The sequence below is a fragment of the Microbacterium terrae genome (genome assembly GCF_017831975.1).
GTDB lineage: Bacteria > Actinomycetota > Actinomycetes > Actinomycetales > Microbacteriaceae > Microbacterium > Microbacterium terrae.
The window spans coordinates 2987636-3003924 of sequence record NZ_JAFDSS010000001.1 but is presented as its reverse complement, the minus strand read 5'-3'; the positions used below and the strand labels follow the sequence as shown (position 1 = coordinate 3003924).

At 70.2% G+C, this 16289-nt stretch carries 15 protein-coding genes and 1 pseudogene; 10 read left to right on the top strand and 6 right to left on the bottom strand.

Annotated elements, in window-relative coordinates:
* The first annotated feature begins 8 nt into the window (after nt 1–8).
* The 3 genes from purF (at nt 9) to JOD63_RS13725 (ending at nt 3237) form a co-directional block, all read left to right on the top strand.
* On the top strand, nt 9–1469 hold the full coding sequence (purF, locus tag JOD63_RS13735; protein ID WP_045274230.1) for an amidophosphoribosyltransferase: 1461 nt from the start codon (nt 9–11) through the stop codon (nt 1467–1469).
* Nucleotides 1470–1577: 108 nt separating this feature from the next.
* Complete coding sequence (locus tag JOD63_RS13730) at nt 1578–2807, top strand: MFS transporter (RefSeq protein ID WP_045274231.1); 1230 nt, start codon at nt 1578–1580, stop codon at nt 2805–2807.
* Between the two features lie 58 nt (nt 2808–2865).
* A complete protein-coding gene (locus JOD63_RS13725; RefSeq protein WP_245617924.1) occupies nt 2866–3237 on the top strand; it encodes a TIGR02611 family protein in 372 nt (123 codons plus the stop codon).
* A gap of 3 nt (nt 3238–3240) precedes the next feature.
* Here the strand turns inward: JOD63_RS13725 and JOD63_RS13720 are convergent, their stop codons facing one another.
* The gene (locus tag JOD63_RS13720; protein WP_084613308.1) at nt 3241–3417 is read right to left on the bottom strand and encodes a DUF3073 domain-containing protein; all 177 of its coding nucleotides are present in this window, start codon (nt 3415–3417) and stop codon (nt 3241–3243) included.
* A gap of 169 nt (nt 3418–3586) precedes the next feature.
* Between JOD63_RS13720 and JOD63_RS13715 the strand changes: the two genes are divergently transcribed.
* On the top strand, nt 3587–4132 hold the full coding sequence (locus tag JOD63_RS13715; protein WP_045274232.1) for a universal stress protein: 546 nt from the start codon (nt 3587–3589) through the stop codon (nt 4130–4132).
* Between the two features lie 85 nt (nt 4133–4217).
* Here JOD63_RS13715 and JOD63_RS13710 read toward each other — a convergent pair whose 3' ends face one another.
* Nucleotides 4218–4826: a PadR family transcriptional regulator gene (locus JOD63_RS13710; RefSeq protein WP_045274233.1), complete on the bottom strand. Its 609-nt coding sequence runs from the start codon at nt 4824–4826 to the stop codon at nt 4218–4220.
* Nucleotides 4826–5683, bottom strand: coding sequence for a DUF4097 family beta strand repeat-containing protein (locus JOD63_RS13705; RefSeq protein WP_045274234.1), 858 nt, complete (start codon nt 5681–5683; stop codon nt 4826–4828). The genes JOD63_RS13710 and JOD63_RS13705 overlap by 1 nt, the downstream gene beginning before the upstream one ends.
* A gap of 127 nt (nt 5684–5810) precedes the next feature.
* On the opposite strand from JOD63_RS13705, the gene JOD63_RS13700 reads away from it, so the two are divergent.
* Nucleotides 5811–6590 carry a MerR family transcriptional regulator gene (locus JOD63_RS13700; protein WP_045274235.1) on the top strand — a complete coding sequence of 260 codons (780 nt, stop codon included), beginning with the start codon at nt 5811–5813 and terminating at the stop codon, nt 6588–6590.
* Between the two features lie 93 nt (nt 6591–6683).
* On the opposite strand, the gene JOD63_RS13695 is transcribed toward JOD63_RS13700, so the two are convergent.
* Nucleotides 6684–6848, bottom strand: coding sequence for a hypothetical protein (locus tag JOD63_RS13695; protein ID WP_169748378.1), 165 nt, complete (start codon nt 6846–6848; stop codon nt 6684–6686).
* Nucleotides 6849–6986: 138 nt separating this feature from the next.
* Here JOD63_RS13695 and JOD63_RS13690 point away from each other — a divergent pair, with 138 nt between their 5' ends.
* The 5 genes and pseudogenes from JOD63_RS13690 to JOD63_RS13670 form a co-directional block, all read left to right on the top strand.
* Nucleotides 6987–7256, top strand: coding sequence for a DUF7218 family protein (locus JOD63_RS13690; protein ID WP_045274236.1), 270 nt, complete (start codon nt 6987–6989; stop codon nt 7254–7256).
* Between the two features lie 17 nt (nt 7257–7273).
* Entirely contained in the window at nt 7274–8242 is a 969-nt protein-coding gene (locus JOD63_RS13685; protein WP_211088125.1) for a DNA topoisomerase IB, read from the top strand.
* A 48-nt stretch (nt 8243–8290) separates the two neighbouring features.
* Nucleotides 8291–8707, top strand: coding sequence for a fluoride efflux transporter FluC (locus JOD63_RS13680; RefSeq protein ID WP_045274238.1), 417 nt, complete (start codon nt 8291–8293; stop codon nt 8705–8707).
* Nucleotides 8704–9075 carry a Fluc/FEX family fluoride channel gene (locus tag JOD63_RS13675; protein ID WP_157003913.1) on the top strand — a complete coding sequence of 124 codons (372 nt, stop codon included), beginning with the start codon at nt 8704–8706 and terminating at the stop codon, nt 9073–9075. The genes JOD63_RS13680 and JOD63_RS13675 overlap by 4 nt, the downstream gene beginning before the upstream one ends.
* A 152-nt stretch (nt 9076–9227) precedes the next feature.
* Nucleotides 9228–12371: pseudogene (locus tag JOD63_RS13670) on the top strand (efflux RND transporter permease subunit); the annotation flags it as partial.
* A gap of 1047 nt (nt 12372–13418) precedes the next feature.
* Here JOD63_RS13670 and JOD63_RS18280 read toward each other — a convergent pair.
* Complete coding sequence (locus JOD63_RS18280; RefSeq protein ID WP_307803167.1) at nt 13419–15188, bottom strand: DUF998 domain-containing protein; 1770 nt, start codon at nt 15186–15188, stop codon at nt 13419–13421.
* A 54-nt stretch (nt 15189–15242) separates the two neighbouring features.
* On the bottom strand, nt 15243–16154 hold the full coding sequence (locus JOD63_RS13655; protein ID WP_045274239.1) for a hypothetical protein: 912 nt from the start codon (nt 16152–16154) through the stop codon (nt 15243–15245).
* Nucleotides 16155–16289 lie beyond the last annotated feature (135 nt).

The following is a 16289-nucleotide window of genomic DNA, read 5'->3' as shown; positions in this document are numbered from 1 at the left end:
AACACTCCATGTGCGGAATCGTCGGGATGGTGGGCCGCGGGCCCGTCAACCAGGAGATCTACGACTCTCTCCTCCTGCTGCAGCATCGCGGGCAGGACTCCACCGGCATGGCGACCGCGGAGCGCAGCGGCAGCGTGCACATGCACAAGGCGCGCGGCCAGGTGCGCGAGGCCTTCCGCACCCGTGACATGCGCGGCCTCCTCGGCGAGGTCGGCCTCGGCCACGTGCGCTACGCCACGAAGGGCGACGCCGGCAACGAGGAAGAGGCGCAGCCCTTCTACGTCAACGCGCCCTACGGCATCGTGCTCGTTCACAACGGCAACCTCACGAACACGCGCGAGCTCACCGAGGAGCTCTTCCGCAAGGACCGCCGGCACCTGAACACCACCTCCGACACGGAGCTGCTGGTCAACGTGCTCGCCAACGAGCTGCAGTCCTCGATCTCGGGACTCGAGCTCGACCCCGACCAGGTCTTCCACGCCGTCACCCGCGTGCACGAGCGCGTCGAGGGCTCGTATGCCGCGATCGCCGTGATCGCCGGCTACGGACTTCTCGCGTTCCGCGACCCGTTCGGCATCCGTCCCCTCATCCTCGGCACGCGCAAGAACGCCGACGGGCACTACGAGTGGGTCGTCACGAGCGAGTCGCTCGTGCTCGAGAACGGCGAGTTCGAGGTCGTCCGCGACGTCGAGCCCGGCGAGGCGGTCTTCATCGACCTCGAGGGCAACCTGCACACCCGCCGGTGCGCGGCCGACGCGACGCTCGCGCCGTGCTCGTTCGAGTACGTCTACCTCGCCCGCCCCGACTCGGTGATGAACGGCATCTCGGTCTACGAGGCGCGTCTGCGCATGGGCGACCGCCTGGCCGACACGATCGCGAAGCACACGCCGCGCGAGGCGATCGACGTCGTCATGCCGATCCCCGACTCGGCGCGACCCGCGGCGATGCAGGTGGCTCGCAAGCTCGGCATCGAGTACCGCGAGGGCTTCTACAAGAACCGCTACGTCGGCCGCACGTTCATCATGCCGGGGCAGGCGGTGCGCAAGAAGAGCGTTCGTCAGAAGCTCAACGCGATGTCGACCGAGTTCAAGGGCAAGAACGTGCTCCTGATCGACGACTCCATCGTGCGCGGCACGACCTCGAAAGAGATCATCCAGATGGCTCGGGATGCCGGGGCCAAGAGCGTGACGTTCGCTTCGGCGGCGCCGCCGGTGCGCTACCCGCACGTGTACGGCATCAACATGCCCTCGCGCCAGGAGCTCGTCGCGCACGGGCGCACGATCCCGGAGATCGCCCAGGAGCTCGGCGCCGATTTCGTCGTGTACCAGGAGGTCGAAGACCTCAAGGCCGCGATCCTCGAGGGCACCGACATCGCCGACCTCGACATGAGCTGCTTCGACGGCCGGTACGTCACCGGCACCGTGAGCGACGAGTACCTGGCCTGGGTCGAGGGTTCGCAGGAGTCCTGAGTCCGGTCGGTCGGCGGGCGGTAGTGCGCCGGTGCCGAAGCCGGTACCGGAGCCGGACCCACGCCGGAGCCGGAGCCGGTCCGCTCCCGCGCGGCTAGAGTCGAACGAGTGACCTCATCCCCCGCCCGCCCGCTCTGGCGGGGTCGAGCACTCGCGCTCGTCGGCATCGTCCTGGTGGCGTTCTCGCTTCGCTCGGCCGTCGCATCGCTCTCGCCGCTGTTCGACCACATCCAGGAAGACCTCGACCTGCCGGCCGCGGTCGTCGGCCTCATCGGCACCGCGCCGCCCGTCTGCTTCGCCGTCTTCGGCCTCCTCGCCCCGGCGTTCGAGCGGCGGTTCGGCCTCGAGCGGCTGACGGCGGTGGCCATCGCGGTGGTGGCGGTGGGCCTCGTGGCCCGCAGCCTCGCCCCGAACGCGCTCATGCTGCTGGCCGGAACCGCTGTGGTGTTCGCCGCCGTGGGCACGGCGAACATCCTGCTGCCGCCCCTGGTGAAGCGCTACTTCCCCGATCGCATCGGGCTGATGACCACGATCTTCTCCACGACGATGGCGGTCTCGACGTTCATCCCGCCCCTGGTCGCGGTGCCCCTCGCCGACGCCGCCGACTGGCGGGTGTCGCTCGGTCTCTGGGCTGTGTTCGCCCTGGTCGCGGTGCTCCCATGGGTCGGCCTCGCGGCGCGGCGGCGCGCAGACGCCGACCCCGATGAGATCGAGCAGCCGAGCCCCCGCGTCTTCGGCCGCATGTGGCAGGTGCCGCTCGCCTGGGCGCTGCTCGTCGCGTTCGCGGTGTCGAGCACCGTCGCCTACACCTCGTTCGCCTGGATGCCGAAGATGCTCGTCGACATCGCGGGTGTCGAGCCCGCGACCGCCGGCGCGCTGCTGTCGCTGTTCGGATTCATGGGCCTGCCCGCGTCGCTGATCGTGCCGTTCCTGGTCGTGCGTGCGGGAGCCACCCGCATCCTCTTCGGCGCGGCGGTCGTGTTCGGGCTCTCGGGCATCGCCGGGCTGCTGTTCGCACCGACCGCAGCCACGTGGCTGTGGGTGGCGCTGCTCGGCCTCGCGCCGCTGCTGTTCCCGATGATCCTGGTGCTGCTGGGCCTGCGCACGCGCACCCACGAAGGGGCGGTAGCCCTGAGCGGCTTCGTCCAGAGCGGCGGGTACGCGATCGCCGCGTTCTTCCCGCTGGGCATCGGCATCCTCCACGATGCGACCGATGCCTGGACCGCCCCGCTCATCGTCCTGGCCGTGGTCATCAGCGCGGCGATCCCCGCCGGTGTCATCGTGGCGAGGAGCCGCACCATCGAAGAGGACTGGGAGCGGCGGCACGGCACCTGGTGACAGCCGGCACCGCACGAACTCACAGGGAGCACGCGATATATCGTGTTAGCTTCGCCGGGTGACGAACCAGCAGCTCGAGACCACCGTGCGCGCCGAGATCGCCGAAGCCGAAGCACCCGACCGGCCGATCAGGCGGATGCTGCGCCGCGGGCGCGCCTTCGTGGCGCAGCATCCGCGTCTCGAGCACGCCTACCGCGTCGGTGTGGCGATCGTCGGCGGCGTGCTCGCCGTCGGCGGGCTGCTCCTCGTGCCGCTGCCCGGACCCGGGTGGCTGATCGTGTTCCTCGGCCTCGCCGTGCTGGGAACCGAATTCCACTGGGCTCGCCGCATCGCGGCGCGCCTCAAGCGACTGCTCGACCGGTTCTGGGCATGGTGGCGCGCGCGCCGGGAGCGCAAGGCCGCGCTCAGAGCGCAGCGCCAGGAGGCGTAGGGGCTACGCCTTCTCGTCTTCGTACTCGTCGGAGTACTGATCGGCCCACTTGTCGACGTACTGCTCGTCGGTGTGGGACCCAAGTTCGCGCTCCAGCGCCGAGTAGTTCACGTTGTACGTGTCGTACTTCAGGTCGCGGGCGATCTTGGTGTTCTTCGCCTTCTGACGGCCACGCCCCATGCGAGACCCCCTCATATTGATCGCGGGCTGCTGAGGCTCACGAAGCTGCAGACCCGGGTATTCACGAATCCGGCCGCGAGCCGGTAAGAGTAGCATTCAGGATACCACGGCGCCTCCGCACGACAGCGGCGACGGCACCGTTGCACCAGTCGACGAGGAGCGAAGACGCATGACCGACGAGGCACCCGACGCCACCAACCACCCCGCCGACGACGCCGATCTCGCGGTGCACGGAGCGGTGATCGTGGGAGTGATCCCCGAGCAGTCCACGCGCGTCCTCAAAGAGGGTGCGCGGTACGCGAAGCTCATGGGAGCCCCGCTCCTGGTGGTGCACGTCGACGTGACGCGGTTCGTCACCTATGAAGACCCCGACGGCTATGTGCACTCCGCCCCGATCGACCTCAACATCGCCGCCGGCGAGGGCGAGCTCGATGTCGTGAAGGCGACCGCTGCCTCGGTGCTCGAGGGCAGCGGTGTGGACTGGAGCCTCCGTCAGCTCGTCGGCGACCCGGCGATGGCGATCAAGCACCTCGCCGAGAAGGTCGACGCACGACTGCTCGTCGTGGGCACCCGTAAGCAGGGTCTCGGCGAGTCGATCCGCGAGTTCTTCACGGGATCGGTCGCCGCCCGTCTGGCGCACCGCCAGCACCGGCCGCTGCTGGTCGTGCCCCTCGGCGAGCCGGTGCCCGACGACCAGGAGATCTGGCCGGCCTGACGCGCGGGCGGGTGCGGGCGTTTCGCCTCGCCCCTCGCTCAACGGCCGGAGTCGTTGAGCGAGAAGCGACGAGACGAACGGCGGGTCAGCTGCGCAACGCGCGGGTGATGTCGCGGGCGACACGGTCGAGTTCGCCGACCAGTTCGTCGACGACGGATGCCGCGAGCTCGCCGCCGCGCGCCACGTGGGTGCGCACGTCGCTGCGCACGCGGGCGCGGAACTCGTTCACCGCGGCATCCGCCCGCTGCACCTGCTCGCGGCTGTGCACCCGCGGGTCGTCTTCGGGTGCCGGCCGCGGCGCGGACTCGCGCTCGGTGCGACCGGCGGCCGCGAGGTCTGCCCGCAGGCTCTTCATCGCCTCGCGCACGCTGCCGCGCACTTCGTCTGCGATGAGCCTCACCGAGTCGGTGAGGCCTGCTTCGATGCCCTCGAGCTCGCCGGCGCGGGCGACGACCTCGGCGTGACCCGCCTCGGTGATCGCATAGACGGTCTTGCGTCCGTCGATCGACTTCGAGACGAGACCCTCCTCCTCGAGCTTGGCGAGGCGCGGGTAGATGGTGCCCGCGCTGGGGGTGTAGGTGCCGCCCGTGCGATCGGCCAGTGCCTGCATGATGTCGTACCCGTGGCGCGGGCCCTCGTCGAGGAGGTTCAGCAGGTAGAGGCGGAGGTCGCCGTGCGAGAAGACGGGGCTCATCACCACTCCTCGTCGAGTCCGGCTGTCGCCTCGGGGGTGCGGCTGCCGTGACGCAGCACGGTCACATCGCCCGAGACGGTGTTCGCGCGCACGTCGGCGAAGGTGCCGCTGAGCTCGCCGACCGATCCGGTGAAGTTCGTGGTGGGGCCGGCGCCGTTGCCCGAGCGCACGACGCCGTCGACCTGGACCTTGCCGCTGACGCTGCGGAACACGTAGTTGGCGGGGAACCCCTCGTCGAGGCGCACGGTGGCGTTGCCGCTGACGGTGTTGAGGTTGACGCTGTGCACGGTGCCGGTCGTGTCGACGAAGGTCGATCCCGAGACGGTGTCGATGGCGGCGCGGTGCACCGATCCGGTGACGGCCACGTCGCCCGAGACGCTGTTGGCGCCGATGGCGCCGACCAGCTCGCGCACCTGCACGTCGCCCGAGACCGCGTTGACCTTGAGGTCGCCGGTGAGGCCGTCGACGATGATGTCGCCCGAGACGGTGTTGACGGATGCGTCGCGGCGGATGCCCGAGACGAGGGCGCTGGCGCTCACGACGCCGAGGTTCAGGGCGACGTCGCGGGGGACGGCGACGCTGATCTCGGCCTTGGGGCCGCCGGCGCCGAAGTTGCGGAACACCTCGAGGAAGTTGTCCCACCGCAGCTGCGGGTGGTCGATCTCGACGGCCTCGCCGGTCACTTCGATGCGGAGGTCCTTCACGGTGACGCCGTGCACCTCGATGCGGGCACCCGGCTCGTCGTGGGCGATGACGTCGATCTGTCCGCCGACGAGTCCGATCTTGAGCGAGCGCACGGTCTCGATGTCGATCACGCGCGTTTCGCCCGGGTGGATGAGCCACTTCTCCAGGGTCATGATGCTTCTCCAAGGTCTGGTCTATATCGCGATATATCGCGTTGAGAGCAGGATAACACGATATATCGCGAGTTCGTCAAGACCCGTTCTTGACATTGACGCAACGTCAAGGTTTAGCGTGAAGGACATGAACGAGAACGAGTGGTCGATCCAGCAGATCGCGAAGCTCGCCGGCACCACGAGCCGCACGCTCCGTCACTACGACGACATCGGGCTGCTCGCTCCGTCGAGCATCGGCTACAACGGCTACCGCCAGTACGACCAGGCGGCGCTGGTGCGGCTGCAGCGCATCCTGCTGCTGCGCGAACTCGGGCTCGGTCTGCCGCAGATCGGCGATGTGCTCGACCACTCGGCATCCGAGACGCATGCACTCGAGACCCACCTGTCGCTCCTGCGACAGGAGCAGGACCGGCTGGCGCGGCAGATCGCGTCGGTCGAATCGACGATCACAGCATTGGAAGGAGGTGAACGACTGATGGCAGAGAACATGTTCGACGGCTTCGACCACACGCAGTACAAGGACGAGGTCGAACAGCGCTGGGGCACCCAGGCCTACGCCGACAGCGACCGCTGGTGGCGATCGATGGATGCCGACGCCAAGGCTGCCTGGCAGCAGCAGGTGTCAGACCTCGGTCGCGACTGGATCGCGGCCGCGGAGAGCGGCATCGCGCCCGACAGCGACGAAGCCCAGGCGGTCGCGAAGCGGCACGTCGAGTGGCTGACCGGCATCCCCGGCACTCCCGCCGCCGCCCCCGGTGGCGACGTGAAGGGCTACGTGCTCGGCCTCGGCGAGATGTACGTCGCCGACCCGCGATTCGGGGCGAACTACGCCACGAGCGCGGGCGGCACGGCAGGCGCCGAGTTCGTGCGCGACGCGCTGCGCGTATATGCGGAGGCGAACCTCTGAGCCGCGCTCCGGCGCCGCGTCAGCGGTGAAAAGAGAGGAGCGGATGCCGCGACCTTCGGGCCGCGGCATCCGCTCCGTCTCGGTGGGGTTCCGTCAGCCTCGACGGCTGCCGCTGATCACTCGGAACAACAGCGCGATCAGCGCGATGACACCCACGATCAGTGCCACCCACAGCAGCCAGCTGAGCGCTTCGCCCAGGCCGCCGACGATCGCCAACACGATGGCGACCACGATGATGATGATGAGAACGAGGTTCATGAGGGGGGTCTCCTTTTTCCTCTCACCGATTGGGCAGACGTGTTCGTCCGCCCCCGGGTATGGCTAAGACTCTGGCATCACCGCAGGGGTGCGACCAGGGTCTTGACTGGCCAGGAAAGCCGATGGTAAGGAAGCGATATGCCGAAAGGACGCGGGTCGAACAGCCTGAAGGACGCGGAGCTCTACGAGACGCTCCGCGATGAGGGAGCCTCGAAGGAGAAGGCGGCACGCATCTCCAACGCCGCCGCTGCGCAGGGGCGGGCGGCGGTCGGGCGCAAGGGCGGGGAGTCGGGTTCATACGACGACTGGACGGTGCCCGAGCTGCGGAAGCGGGCGAAGGAACTGGGCGTCACCGGGTATTCGGGCAAGCGCAAGGCGGAGCTGATCAGCATGCTCCGCAATCACTGATCGCCGGTGGATGACGGATGCCGAAGCTGACGCGCGTCCGCCCGTACGACGACCCCGGGCTCCGGCGCATCCGCGCAGGCTCGGGATTCCGCTACATCGATGCGAAGGGCAGACCCGCCTCGCGCGCGCAGGTCGATCGCATCCAGGCGCTCGTGATCCCGCCGGCCTGGCAGGACGTGTGGATCAGCCGTCGCCCCGACGGGCACATCCAGGCGGTCGGCACCGACGACGCCGGCAGGCGCCAGTACCTCTATCACCCCGACTGGACCGCGGGCCGGGACCGCGGCAAGTTCGCCCGCGCGCTCCGGCTCGCCGAGGCGCTCCCGCACGCACGGGCCCGGGTGACGACGTCGCTCCGCCGCGAGCCGATCGACCGAGAGCGTGTGCTCGCCGTCTCGTTCCGCCTGCTCGACCGGGCGGCGCCGCGCATCGGGTCGGAGCGGTACTTCTCGCTCCACGGCAGCCGCGGACTCACGACGCTGCAGCGGCGGGACGCTGTGGTCGACGGCGGCGCGGTCCACCTGTCGTTCCCCGGGAAGAGCGGGCAGCGTCAGCTGATCGAGATCGACGACGAAGACCTCGCCGCCGCGGTCGACCTGCTCGCCACCGGGCGCCCGCGGTCGCCCCTCCTCGCGTGGGAGCGCGGCCGGCGGCGGGTGCCCCTCACCTCGGCCGAGGTGAACGCGTACGTGCGCTCGCTCACCGGCGGCAGGTTCACAGCGAAGGACTTCCGCACGCTCCGCGGCACGATCCTCGCAGCCGACGCGCTGGCGCGGATCGGGGTCGTCGACTCGAAGACCGACCGCAAGCGCGCCGAGGCGCTCGCCGTGCGGGCGACCGCAGGCGCCCTCGGCAACACCCCGGCCGTGGCGCGGGGGTCGTACATCGACCCGCGCGTGTTCACGCGCTACCGCGACGGCGACCTGCTCGACCTCACGATCACACCGGAGTCGGCGATCCGCGACCTGCTGCGACGCGGCAGGTGAGTCGCGGGCGCGGCGGCTCGCGCCGCCGCCCCGGAGTACGGTGAGAGGATGCCGCATCCGCTCGCGCTCCGCACGGTCGCGGTCGCCGCGGCGGGCGGTGCGATCGGGGTGTTCGCGCGTGCGCTGATCGTGCTTCCGATCGACGACCCCGCGGCCGCGGCCTGGGCCACGATGGGGGTCAACGCGCTCGGCTCCCTGCTGCTCGGCATCGTCGTCGGATGGCTCGACGACCGTCGCCCGCTGCTGCGCGGGTTCCTCGGCACCGGCGTGCTGGGCGGCTTCACCACGTACAGCGCGTTCGCCGTGCAGACGGTCGGGATGGCCGCTGAGGCGCCGCTGCACGCCCTGATGCTGGTCGCGGCGTCACTCGGCGCGGGGGTGCTCGGGGCTGCGATGGGGCTCGCGATCGGCCGCCGCCTCGTCGATGCCCCCGGCGGCATGGAGCCCGTGGAGGCTGCGGAGTGAACCTCGGGCTCGTGATCCTCGCCGCGGTCGCCGGGGGAGCGGGCGCGGCGATGCGCGTCATCGTGGATGCCGTCGTTCCGCGCCCGCACGGCTTTCCGCTCGGCATCCTCGTCGTGAATCTCACCGGCTCGCTCCTGCTCGGGCTCCTCACCCCGGTGGTCTCCGCCGACGTGCTCACGGTCGTCGGTGTGGGGGTGCTCGGCGGCTTCACGACCTTCAGCGCCGTGTCGGTGGAGACGGTGCTGCTGGCTCAGCGGCGGCGCTGGGCGCAGGCGGCGCTCAACCTGTTCGGCACCGCCGCGCTCGCCGTCGGCGCCGCCGGGATCGGGCTCGCACTCGGCGTCGCTCTCGCGGGCGCGGCATCCTGAGATCATCGTCGACGGGTCTCACCACGCGACCGTGAAATACTGAACCGATACATCCCCGTATCGGCCGCGTGCGGCCGCCCGGCCCGGGCACATCTGGGGAGTCACGCGCGGGTCAGGTTTCCATCTGCACCACTCACCAGCGAAGGCCCTCCGTGTCGAACCTCGCCGTCCTGAGCTTGAAGAACCGCGCCCTCATCGCGCTGGTCACCATCGTCGCCGCCCTCTTCGGAGGGCTTGCGCTGACGAGCCTCAAGCAGGAGCTCATCCCGTCCATCGAGTTCCCTGCGCTGATCGTGGTGAGCACGTACCCGGGCGCCTCGCCCGAGGTGGTCAACACCGACGTGTCGACACCGATCGAGTCGGCCATCCAGGGCGTGCCCGGACTCGAGTCCTCGGTCGCGACGAGCACCACGAACGCGTCGATCGTGCAGGCGTCGTTCACCTACGGCACCGACCTCGGCACCGCTGAGCAGAAGATCAACCAGGCGCTGAACCGCATCGACCTGCCCGACGGCGTCGAGCCGACGGTCATCTCGGCGAGCATCGACGACTTCCCGGTGATCCAGCTCGCCGTCACGGGGTACTCCGACCCCGACGCGATCCAGGCGCAGCTCGAGGCATCCGTCATCCCCGAGCTCGAAGACGTCGACGGCGTCGACGGCGCCGAGGTCGTCGGCGGCGTCGGCCAGCGCATCACGATCACGCCCGACCAGGATGAGCTCGCGGCCGCCGGCTACACGCAGCAGGCGATCAGCGACGCACTCGACCAGAACGGCGTGCTGTTCCCGGGCGGCGAGGTCACCGAGGACGACGAGACGCTGACCGTGCAGACCGGCTCGAAGATCACCTCGGTCGACGACCTCGCTGCGCTGCCGCTCGTGCCGAGCTCGGCCGAGCAGCTCGCCGCCGGCACGGTGACGATCGCCGACGTCGCGACCGTCGAGCAGGCCGACGACCCCGTGACGAGCATCTCGCGCGTCGACGGCGAGCCGGCCCTCACGATCGCGGTCACCAAGCTCCCCGCGGCGAACACGGTCGACGTGTCGCACGGCGTGCTCGCGATCCTCCCCGACCTCGAGGATTCGCTCGGCGGTGCGGAGTTCACCGTCGTGTTCGACCAGGCTCCCTACATCGAGCAGTCGATCGAGACGCTGGCGGTCGAGGGCATGCTCGGCCTCGTCTTCGCCGTCATCGTCATCCTCATCTTCCTGATGTCGGTGCGCGCGACCCTCGTCACCGCGATCTCGATCCCGACGAGCGTGCTCATCACCTTCATCGGCATCCAGACCTTCGGCTACTCGCTGAACATCCTCACCCTGGGCGCGCTGACGATCGCGATCGGGCGCGTCGTCGACGACTCGATCGTCGTGATCGAGAACATCAAGCGGCACTACGTCGGCGAGGCCGACAAGAAGGCCTCGATCCTGCGCGGCGTGAAGGAGGTGGCCTCGGCCATCACCTCGTCGACGATCACCACGGTCGCGGTGTTCCTGCCGATCGCCTTCGTGAGCGACATCACCGGTGAGCTGTTCCGGCCGTTCGCGATGACCGTGACGATCGCGATGCTGGCGTCGCTGTTCGTGGCCCTCACCATCGTGCCGGTGCTCGCGTACTGGTTCCTCAAGCCCGGCAAGCCCCTGCTCGACGAGAACGGGGCCGAGATCGACCCCGAAGACCCGGCCGCGCCGCTCAGCCGCCTGCAGAAGGGCTACCAGCCCATCCTCAAGTGGACGCTCAAGCACTCGTGGGTCACCCTGCTGCTCGCCGTGCTCGTGCTCGCCGGCACCATCGCGGCCGCGCCGTTCATGAAGACGAACTTCCTGGGCGACTCGGGCCAGAACACGTTCACCATGACGCAGGACATCGGGCCCGCCCCGAGCCTCGAGGCCGAGTCGGCCGCCGCCGAGGAGGTCGAGGCCGTGCTGCTCGACATCGACGGCATCGAGACCGTGCAGGTGTCGATCGGCACCAGCGGGTCGGCCCTGCAGGACGCGTTCGCCGGTGGCGGCGCCGGGATCACCTACTCAATCACGACGGATGCCGACGTCGACCAGGTCGCCCTCCGCGAAGAGGTGCAGGACGCCGTCGGCGCGCTCGAGGACGCCGGTGAGATCACCGTGTCGACCGCGGGCGGCGGCTTCGGCTCGAGCGACATCGAGGTCGAGGTGACCGCGCCCGACTCGGGCACGCTGCAGGAGGCCACCGACGCCGTGGTCGACGCGATCGAGGGCGAAGACGGCATCGGCCAGGTCTCGTCGAACCTCGCCGCATCGCTGCCGTACATCGCGGTGAGCGTCGATCGCGACGCCGCCGCCGAGCTCGGCCTGTCGGAGGTCGCCGTGGGCGCCCTCGTGTCGAACACGATGCAGGCGCAGTCGATCGGCTCGATCGAGGTCGACGACACCGCGCTCACCGTGTACCTCGCGGCATCCGAGACGCCCGCCTCGCTCGACGAGCTGCGCGAGCTGCCCGTTCCGACGGCAGCGGGCTTCGTGCCGCTCGAAGACGTCGCCACCGTCGAGGTGAGCGAGGGTCCGGTGTCGATCACGACGCAGGGCGGCCAGCGCACCTCGACCGTCACGGTGACCCCGTCGACCGACGACCTCGCCGCGGCCACCTCGGCCGTGACGCTGGCGCTCGAAGACGTCGCGCTGCCCGATTCGGCGGACGCGTCGCTCGGCGGTGTCGTCTCGCAGCAGCAGGATGCGTTCACCCAGCTGGGCCTCGCGATGCTGGCGGCGATCCTGATCGTCTACATCGTGATGGTGGCGACCTTCAAGTCGCTGCGCCAGCCGCTGCTGCTCCTCGTGTCGGTGCCGTTCGCGGCGACCGGCGCGATCCTGCTGCAGATCATCACGGGCGTGCCGCTCGGCGTCTCGTCGCTCATCGGCGTGCTGATGCTCATCGGCATCGTGGTGACGAACGCGATCGTGCTCGTCGACCTCGTGAACCAGTACCGCGAGAAGGGGCTGTCGGCGCACGACGCGACCCTCGCGGGTGGCTCGCGACGACTGCGCCCCATCCTCATGACGGCGCTCGCGACGATCTTCGCGCTCACTCCGATGGCGCTCGGCATCACCGGCCACGGCGGCTTCATCTCGCAGCCGCTGGCGATCGTCGTGATCGGCGGTCTGGTGTCGTCGACCGTTCTGACGCTGCTCGTGCTGCCGACGCTGTACAACCTCGTCGAGGGCGCCAAGGAGCGTCGCGCGGCCAAGCGCCGCGGCCGCGACGAGGGCGGCGAGGATGCTGTGCCGCTGGGCGCTCCCGACGATGACGGCCCCGAGGCTGCAGCCGGCGAAGGCGAGATCGTGGACGGTGCACCGTTGACGCGTCGTCAGCGCCGGGCCATCGAGGCAGCCGCGGCCGGCGGTGCAGCCACCGCCGTCGCGGTCGCGGTGCCCACGATCGAGGAGGACCCCGACATCGAGGTCGCCGCAGACGAAGCGGCACCCGCAGCGGTGAGCGCCGAGGCCGAGACGGAGGCCGTGACGGAGGCCGTGGCGACGGATGCGCTGACGGACGGCGAGGCGGCACCTGAGGGCGACCCGGTCGCTGAGCCGGTCGTCGTCGACGAGGCCGAGGGAGTGAGCGGGGCTGACACCGACGCGGATGCCCCGGTCGACGATGAGCCGGAGTCTGAGGGCGACCTCGAGGCTGAGGCGACGCCGGAGGCCGAGACCGAGTCCGAGTCCGAGTCCGAGGGTGAGGCCGAGTCCGAGGGAGCCGAGCCGAAGGCCACCCACGACGGTGCGGACGACGCCGAGCCGGAGGTCGAGTCCGAGGCCGAGGGAGACGTCGAGCCCGAGCCCGAGGGAGATGTCGCCGAGGCGACCGAATCCGTCGAGCGCGAGTCTGACGACTCAGCCGCCGAGCCGGAGGCGCCGGAGTCCGACGAATCCGAAAGCGGCGAGTCTGAGGCGAGCGAGCCCGGAACCCCCGACGCCGAGACCGCCGACTCCGAGACCACCGACTCCGACGAGTCGACGCCCGAGGGCCCCAGCGAGCACGAGGACGAGCACGAGCCCGAGGGTGGGGAACACCACGAGGGTGAGCCTGACGGCGAGCACCACGAGGGTCAGCCCGAGGGCGAGCACCACGAGGGTCAGCACGATGAGGGTCAGTCCGAGGGCGAGCACCACGAGGGTCAGCACGATGAGGGTCAGTCCGAGGGCGAGCACCACGAGGGCCAGTCCGAGGGCGAGCACCACGAGGGCCAGTCCGAGGGCGACCAGCACCGGGGCGACGACCGCTCCGAGTGATCACGGGAACGCCCGGGCACGTGGCCGCGAGAGCGGCTCGGCCCGGGCGTTCGCGCGTGCGCCGGGGCGCAGCATCCGTCGTCAGTCGTTGCGCCCGGCCACGCCCAGGAACCTGATGAACACGGCGATCCAGCCGAAGATCAGCGCGAAGACGATGATCTCGAATGCCGTCAACGAGAAGTATCCGACCGCGAACAGCACCACCGAGACGACCATGGCGGCGAGGAACGTCCACGCGGCCACGAAGTAGGTGCGCGGCATCCCGCGCAGGAATCTCGGCCCGCCGATGAGCAGCACGAGGTACATCAGGGCCATGCCCGACGCCGACAGGTTGTGGAGCCAGAGGTTCACGTCGACCGGGAAGATGCCGACGCACGCGAGCATCACGCCCATCGCCACGAACAGCGTCGAGACGATCCGCGATCCGCGCGGGTTGCCGAGCACTCCCGAGTCGGTGAGCGCGACCATGTCGTTCGCGATGTAGACGGCGAAGGTGGTCACGAGCAGTCCGCCGGCGATGAGGGTGCCGTTGAACACCCAGCTCGACCAGTCGTCGAACGTGCCGAGGTGGCTGAAGTGCACCATCCACCACTCCGGGTCGGGGGTGGTGACCGTGGCGGTGAGCGTTCCGATCGCGATGAAGCTCAGCAGCAGGCTCGACATGCGCTGCGTGTTCATGCTCGACACCGACAGCCACACGACCCAGGCGGTGAGTCCGAGCGTCACCGCCATCAGCACGACCGCCCAGAACGTCACGATCGGCAGCCCGATGAAGCCGAGAGCGAGCACGCGATACAGCGCGTACACCGAGACGAACGCCAGCGCCGTGTGCACGATGACGACCGAGACGGTGTTGACCGTGAACTTCCACGGCGCGAGGTCGAGGCGCCACTCCTGACCGGGGCGGCCGCGGGAGCGCCAGTACTCCGTCGTCGACGCGGCCGCCGCCACGACGGCGGCGCCCGCGGCGGCGAACACCGCGAACGGGTCGTCGCCGACCAGTCGGAGGTCGTCGGCGAGGAGCGAGACCAGCAGTCCGTAGACGGCGCCCACGACGCCGGCGGCCAGTGCCGCGTAGATGGACTCCGATTCGGCGCGCCGTCCCGGCGCCGGGGCGGTCGCGGCCTCTGCCGCAACAGGGGTGCTCATGGCGAAAGTGTAGGACCGCGCCGCGGGCGCGGGGTAGGGCGCGCGCGGGCCGTTCGCGGGCCGTTCCCGAGCGGTTCTGGTGGCCGCGCAGCGGCTGCGCTGCAGCCAGGGGCGCAGCATCCGCGTCACCCACGGGAGCACCGCGTAGGTCATCACCGGGGTGAGGGCGAGCGTCGAGATCAGCACGCGCACGACGAGCGGGAGCTCGGCGAAACCGGGCACGAACCCGAGCAGCCAGGAGGCGAGCAGGTTGGTCGGGAAGAAACCTACCCAGATCGTCACCGCCTGCTTCCACCGGGGCGGGGCGAGCGGGATCGGCTGCTGCACAGGGCCGGTCGCCGGCGCGGCGTCCGTCGCCGTCCGCGACTCGACGTGCGTGGCGAACGGGGCGTCGAACCACCCCTCGATGCCGGTTCGGCGCTCCACCCGCACCTCGCTCGAGAATGCCCGGCCCGAATCGAGCCACCAGGCGCGCTGGGGCGACTGCTCCCACGCCTCGAGGGTGGGGATGTCGCGGAACCGGTACAGCATGTACCAGAGGTCGCTCGCCTCGCCGGCGCGCACCCAGCCGGAGCCGAGGAAGCCGTCGAAGCCCGTCGCGAGGTCGGTTCCCGCCTGCATCCAGCTCGTGGCCTCTGCGGTGCGGACGGGGTCGATGCGTCGCTCGATCGCGACGGTGATGGGGTGGGCGGGGTCTGCCATGGCTCCATTGTCGGTGGTGGATGTCACAGCCGGATGACGCGCCGCGGCCCGCGGTCAGTCGAGGGCGGGGGAGAACTCCAGCGGCACCGCGAGGTCCTGCGGAGGCGCATCGTCGGGGTAGACGCCGGATGCGGTGTGCTCGGCGCCGTCGATGGTGAGGGTCACGTCGTAGGTGAAGGGGAAATCGCCGAGGGCTGCGGCCTCGAGCCCCGCCGATGCGGGGCCGTCGAAGTACAGCGCGCCCTCGCCGGCGCAATCGGTGTCGCGGGTCGCCTCGAAGGTGAGCGATTCGCCGTCGGCCGCTGTCACCGTGATCTCGGCGACGGCGTCGACGGGCGTCTCGGCGAGGTTCCACACACGCAGTTCGACTCCGTACGAGTCGGGTTCGCCGTCGTGGTCGGCGATGACGACGACGGATGCCTCGGGCTCGGGCAGCGGCTGATCGGCCGGGGTGTCCCAGGCGACGCTCGCCGCCATGTCACCGCCGCCGTCGCCGCCGGCGAAGAAGTCGAGCGTCCAGGTGCCGGCGGCGCCCTGCGGGTGCACCGACCACCACCCGTCGCCGAGGTCGGTCACCTCGGCTTCGACGGTGCGGGCGGCGCACCAGTCGCCCGACGAGCGCTGCGAGGCTGACAGCGTCTCGAAGCCGGCCACCGGCACGAAGACGAAGACCTCGTCGGGGCTGCCGACCGACGGCGGATGCATGTCGTAGCCGTCGGCGCAGCTGTTGCCGTAGCACCAGCTGGTGGCGGGCAGCACGAGCTCGGTGTCGTCGTAGCGGATGGTGAACGGCGGGGGACCTCCCGAGGCCGTGCCGTGCTCGATGGTCTCGGTGGGCGTCGGAACGCCGGCAGGAAGGGCGCCGGGGCTGTCATCCGGGGTGCGCGTGGTGGCGCATCCGCTCGCCGTGAGCGCGATGACGAGCGCGGCCGTCAGTGCGACCGTGCGCGTGCTCCATCGCCTCATATCCGAACAGTGTCGCGGGCGTGGCCGCCGTCTCGCAAGCGCGACGTCGCCCTCGTCGGGCGGCTTCCCAGGCGGAGCCGGTAGGGTAGGCGGGTCGGCTCTGGACGCCGCGCCATGCGCGGGTGGGTTTTGTGA

Excerpts from the sequence above, each read along its gene's own strand:
- JOD63_RS13655 (WP_045274239.1), bottom strand. The coding sequence starts at position 16,154 with ATGAGGCGATGGAGCACGCGCACGGTCGCACTGACGGCCGCGCTCGTC.
- JOD63_RS13710 (WP_045274233.1), bottom strand. The coding sequence starts at position 4,826 with ATGAGCCCCGTCTTCTCGCACGGCGACCTCCGCCTCTACCTGCTGAAC.
- JOD63_RS13720 (WP_084613308.1), bottom strand. The coding sequence starts at position 3,417 with ATGGGGCGTGGCCGTCAGAAGGCGAAGAACACCAAGATCGCCCGCGAC.
- JOD63_RS13695 (WP_169748378.1), bottom strand. The coding sequence starts at position 6,848 with ATGAACCTCGTTCTCATCATCATCATCGTGGTCGCCATCGTGTTGGCG.
- purF (WP_045274230.1), top strand. The coding sequence starts at position 9 with ATGTGCGGAATCGTCGGGATGGTGGGCCGCGGGCCCGTCAACCAGGAG.
- JOD63_RS13690 (WP_045274236.1), top strand. The coding sequence starts at position 6,987 with ATGCCGAAAGGACGCGGGTCGAACAGCCTGAAGGACGCGGAGCTCTAC.
- JOD63_RS13700 (WP_045274235.1), top strand. The coding sequence starts at position 5,811 with ATGAACGAGAACGAGTGGTCGATCCAGCAGATCGCGAAGCTCGCCGGC.
- JOD63_RS13715 (WP_045274232.1), top strand. The coding sequence starts at position 3,587 with ATGACCGACGAGGCACCCGACGCCACCAACCACCCCGCCGACGACGCC.
- JOD63_RS18280 (WP_307803167.1), bottom strand. The coding sequence starts at position 15,188 with ATGGCAGACCCCGCCCACCCCATCACCGTCGCGATCGAGCGACGCATC.
- JOD63_RS13685 (WP_211088125.1), top strand. The coding sequence starts at position 7,274 with ATGCCGAAGCTGACGCGCGTCCGCCCGTACGACGACCCCGGGCTCCGG.
- JOD63_RS13680 (WP_045274238.1), top strand. The coding sequence starts at position 8,291 with ATGCCGCATCCGCTCGCGCTCCGCACGGTCGCGGTCGCCGCGGCGGGC.
- JOD63_RS13705 (WP_045274234.1), bottom strand. The coding sequence starts at position 5,683 with ATGACCCTGGAGAAGTGGCTCATCCACCCGGGCGAAACGCGCGTGATC.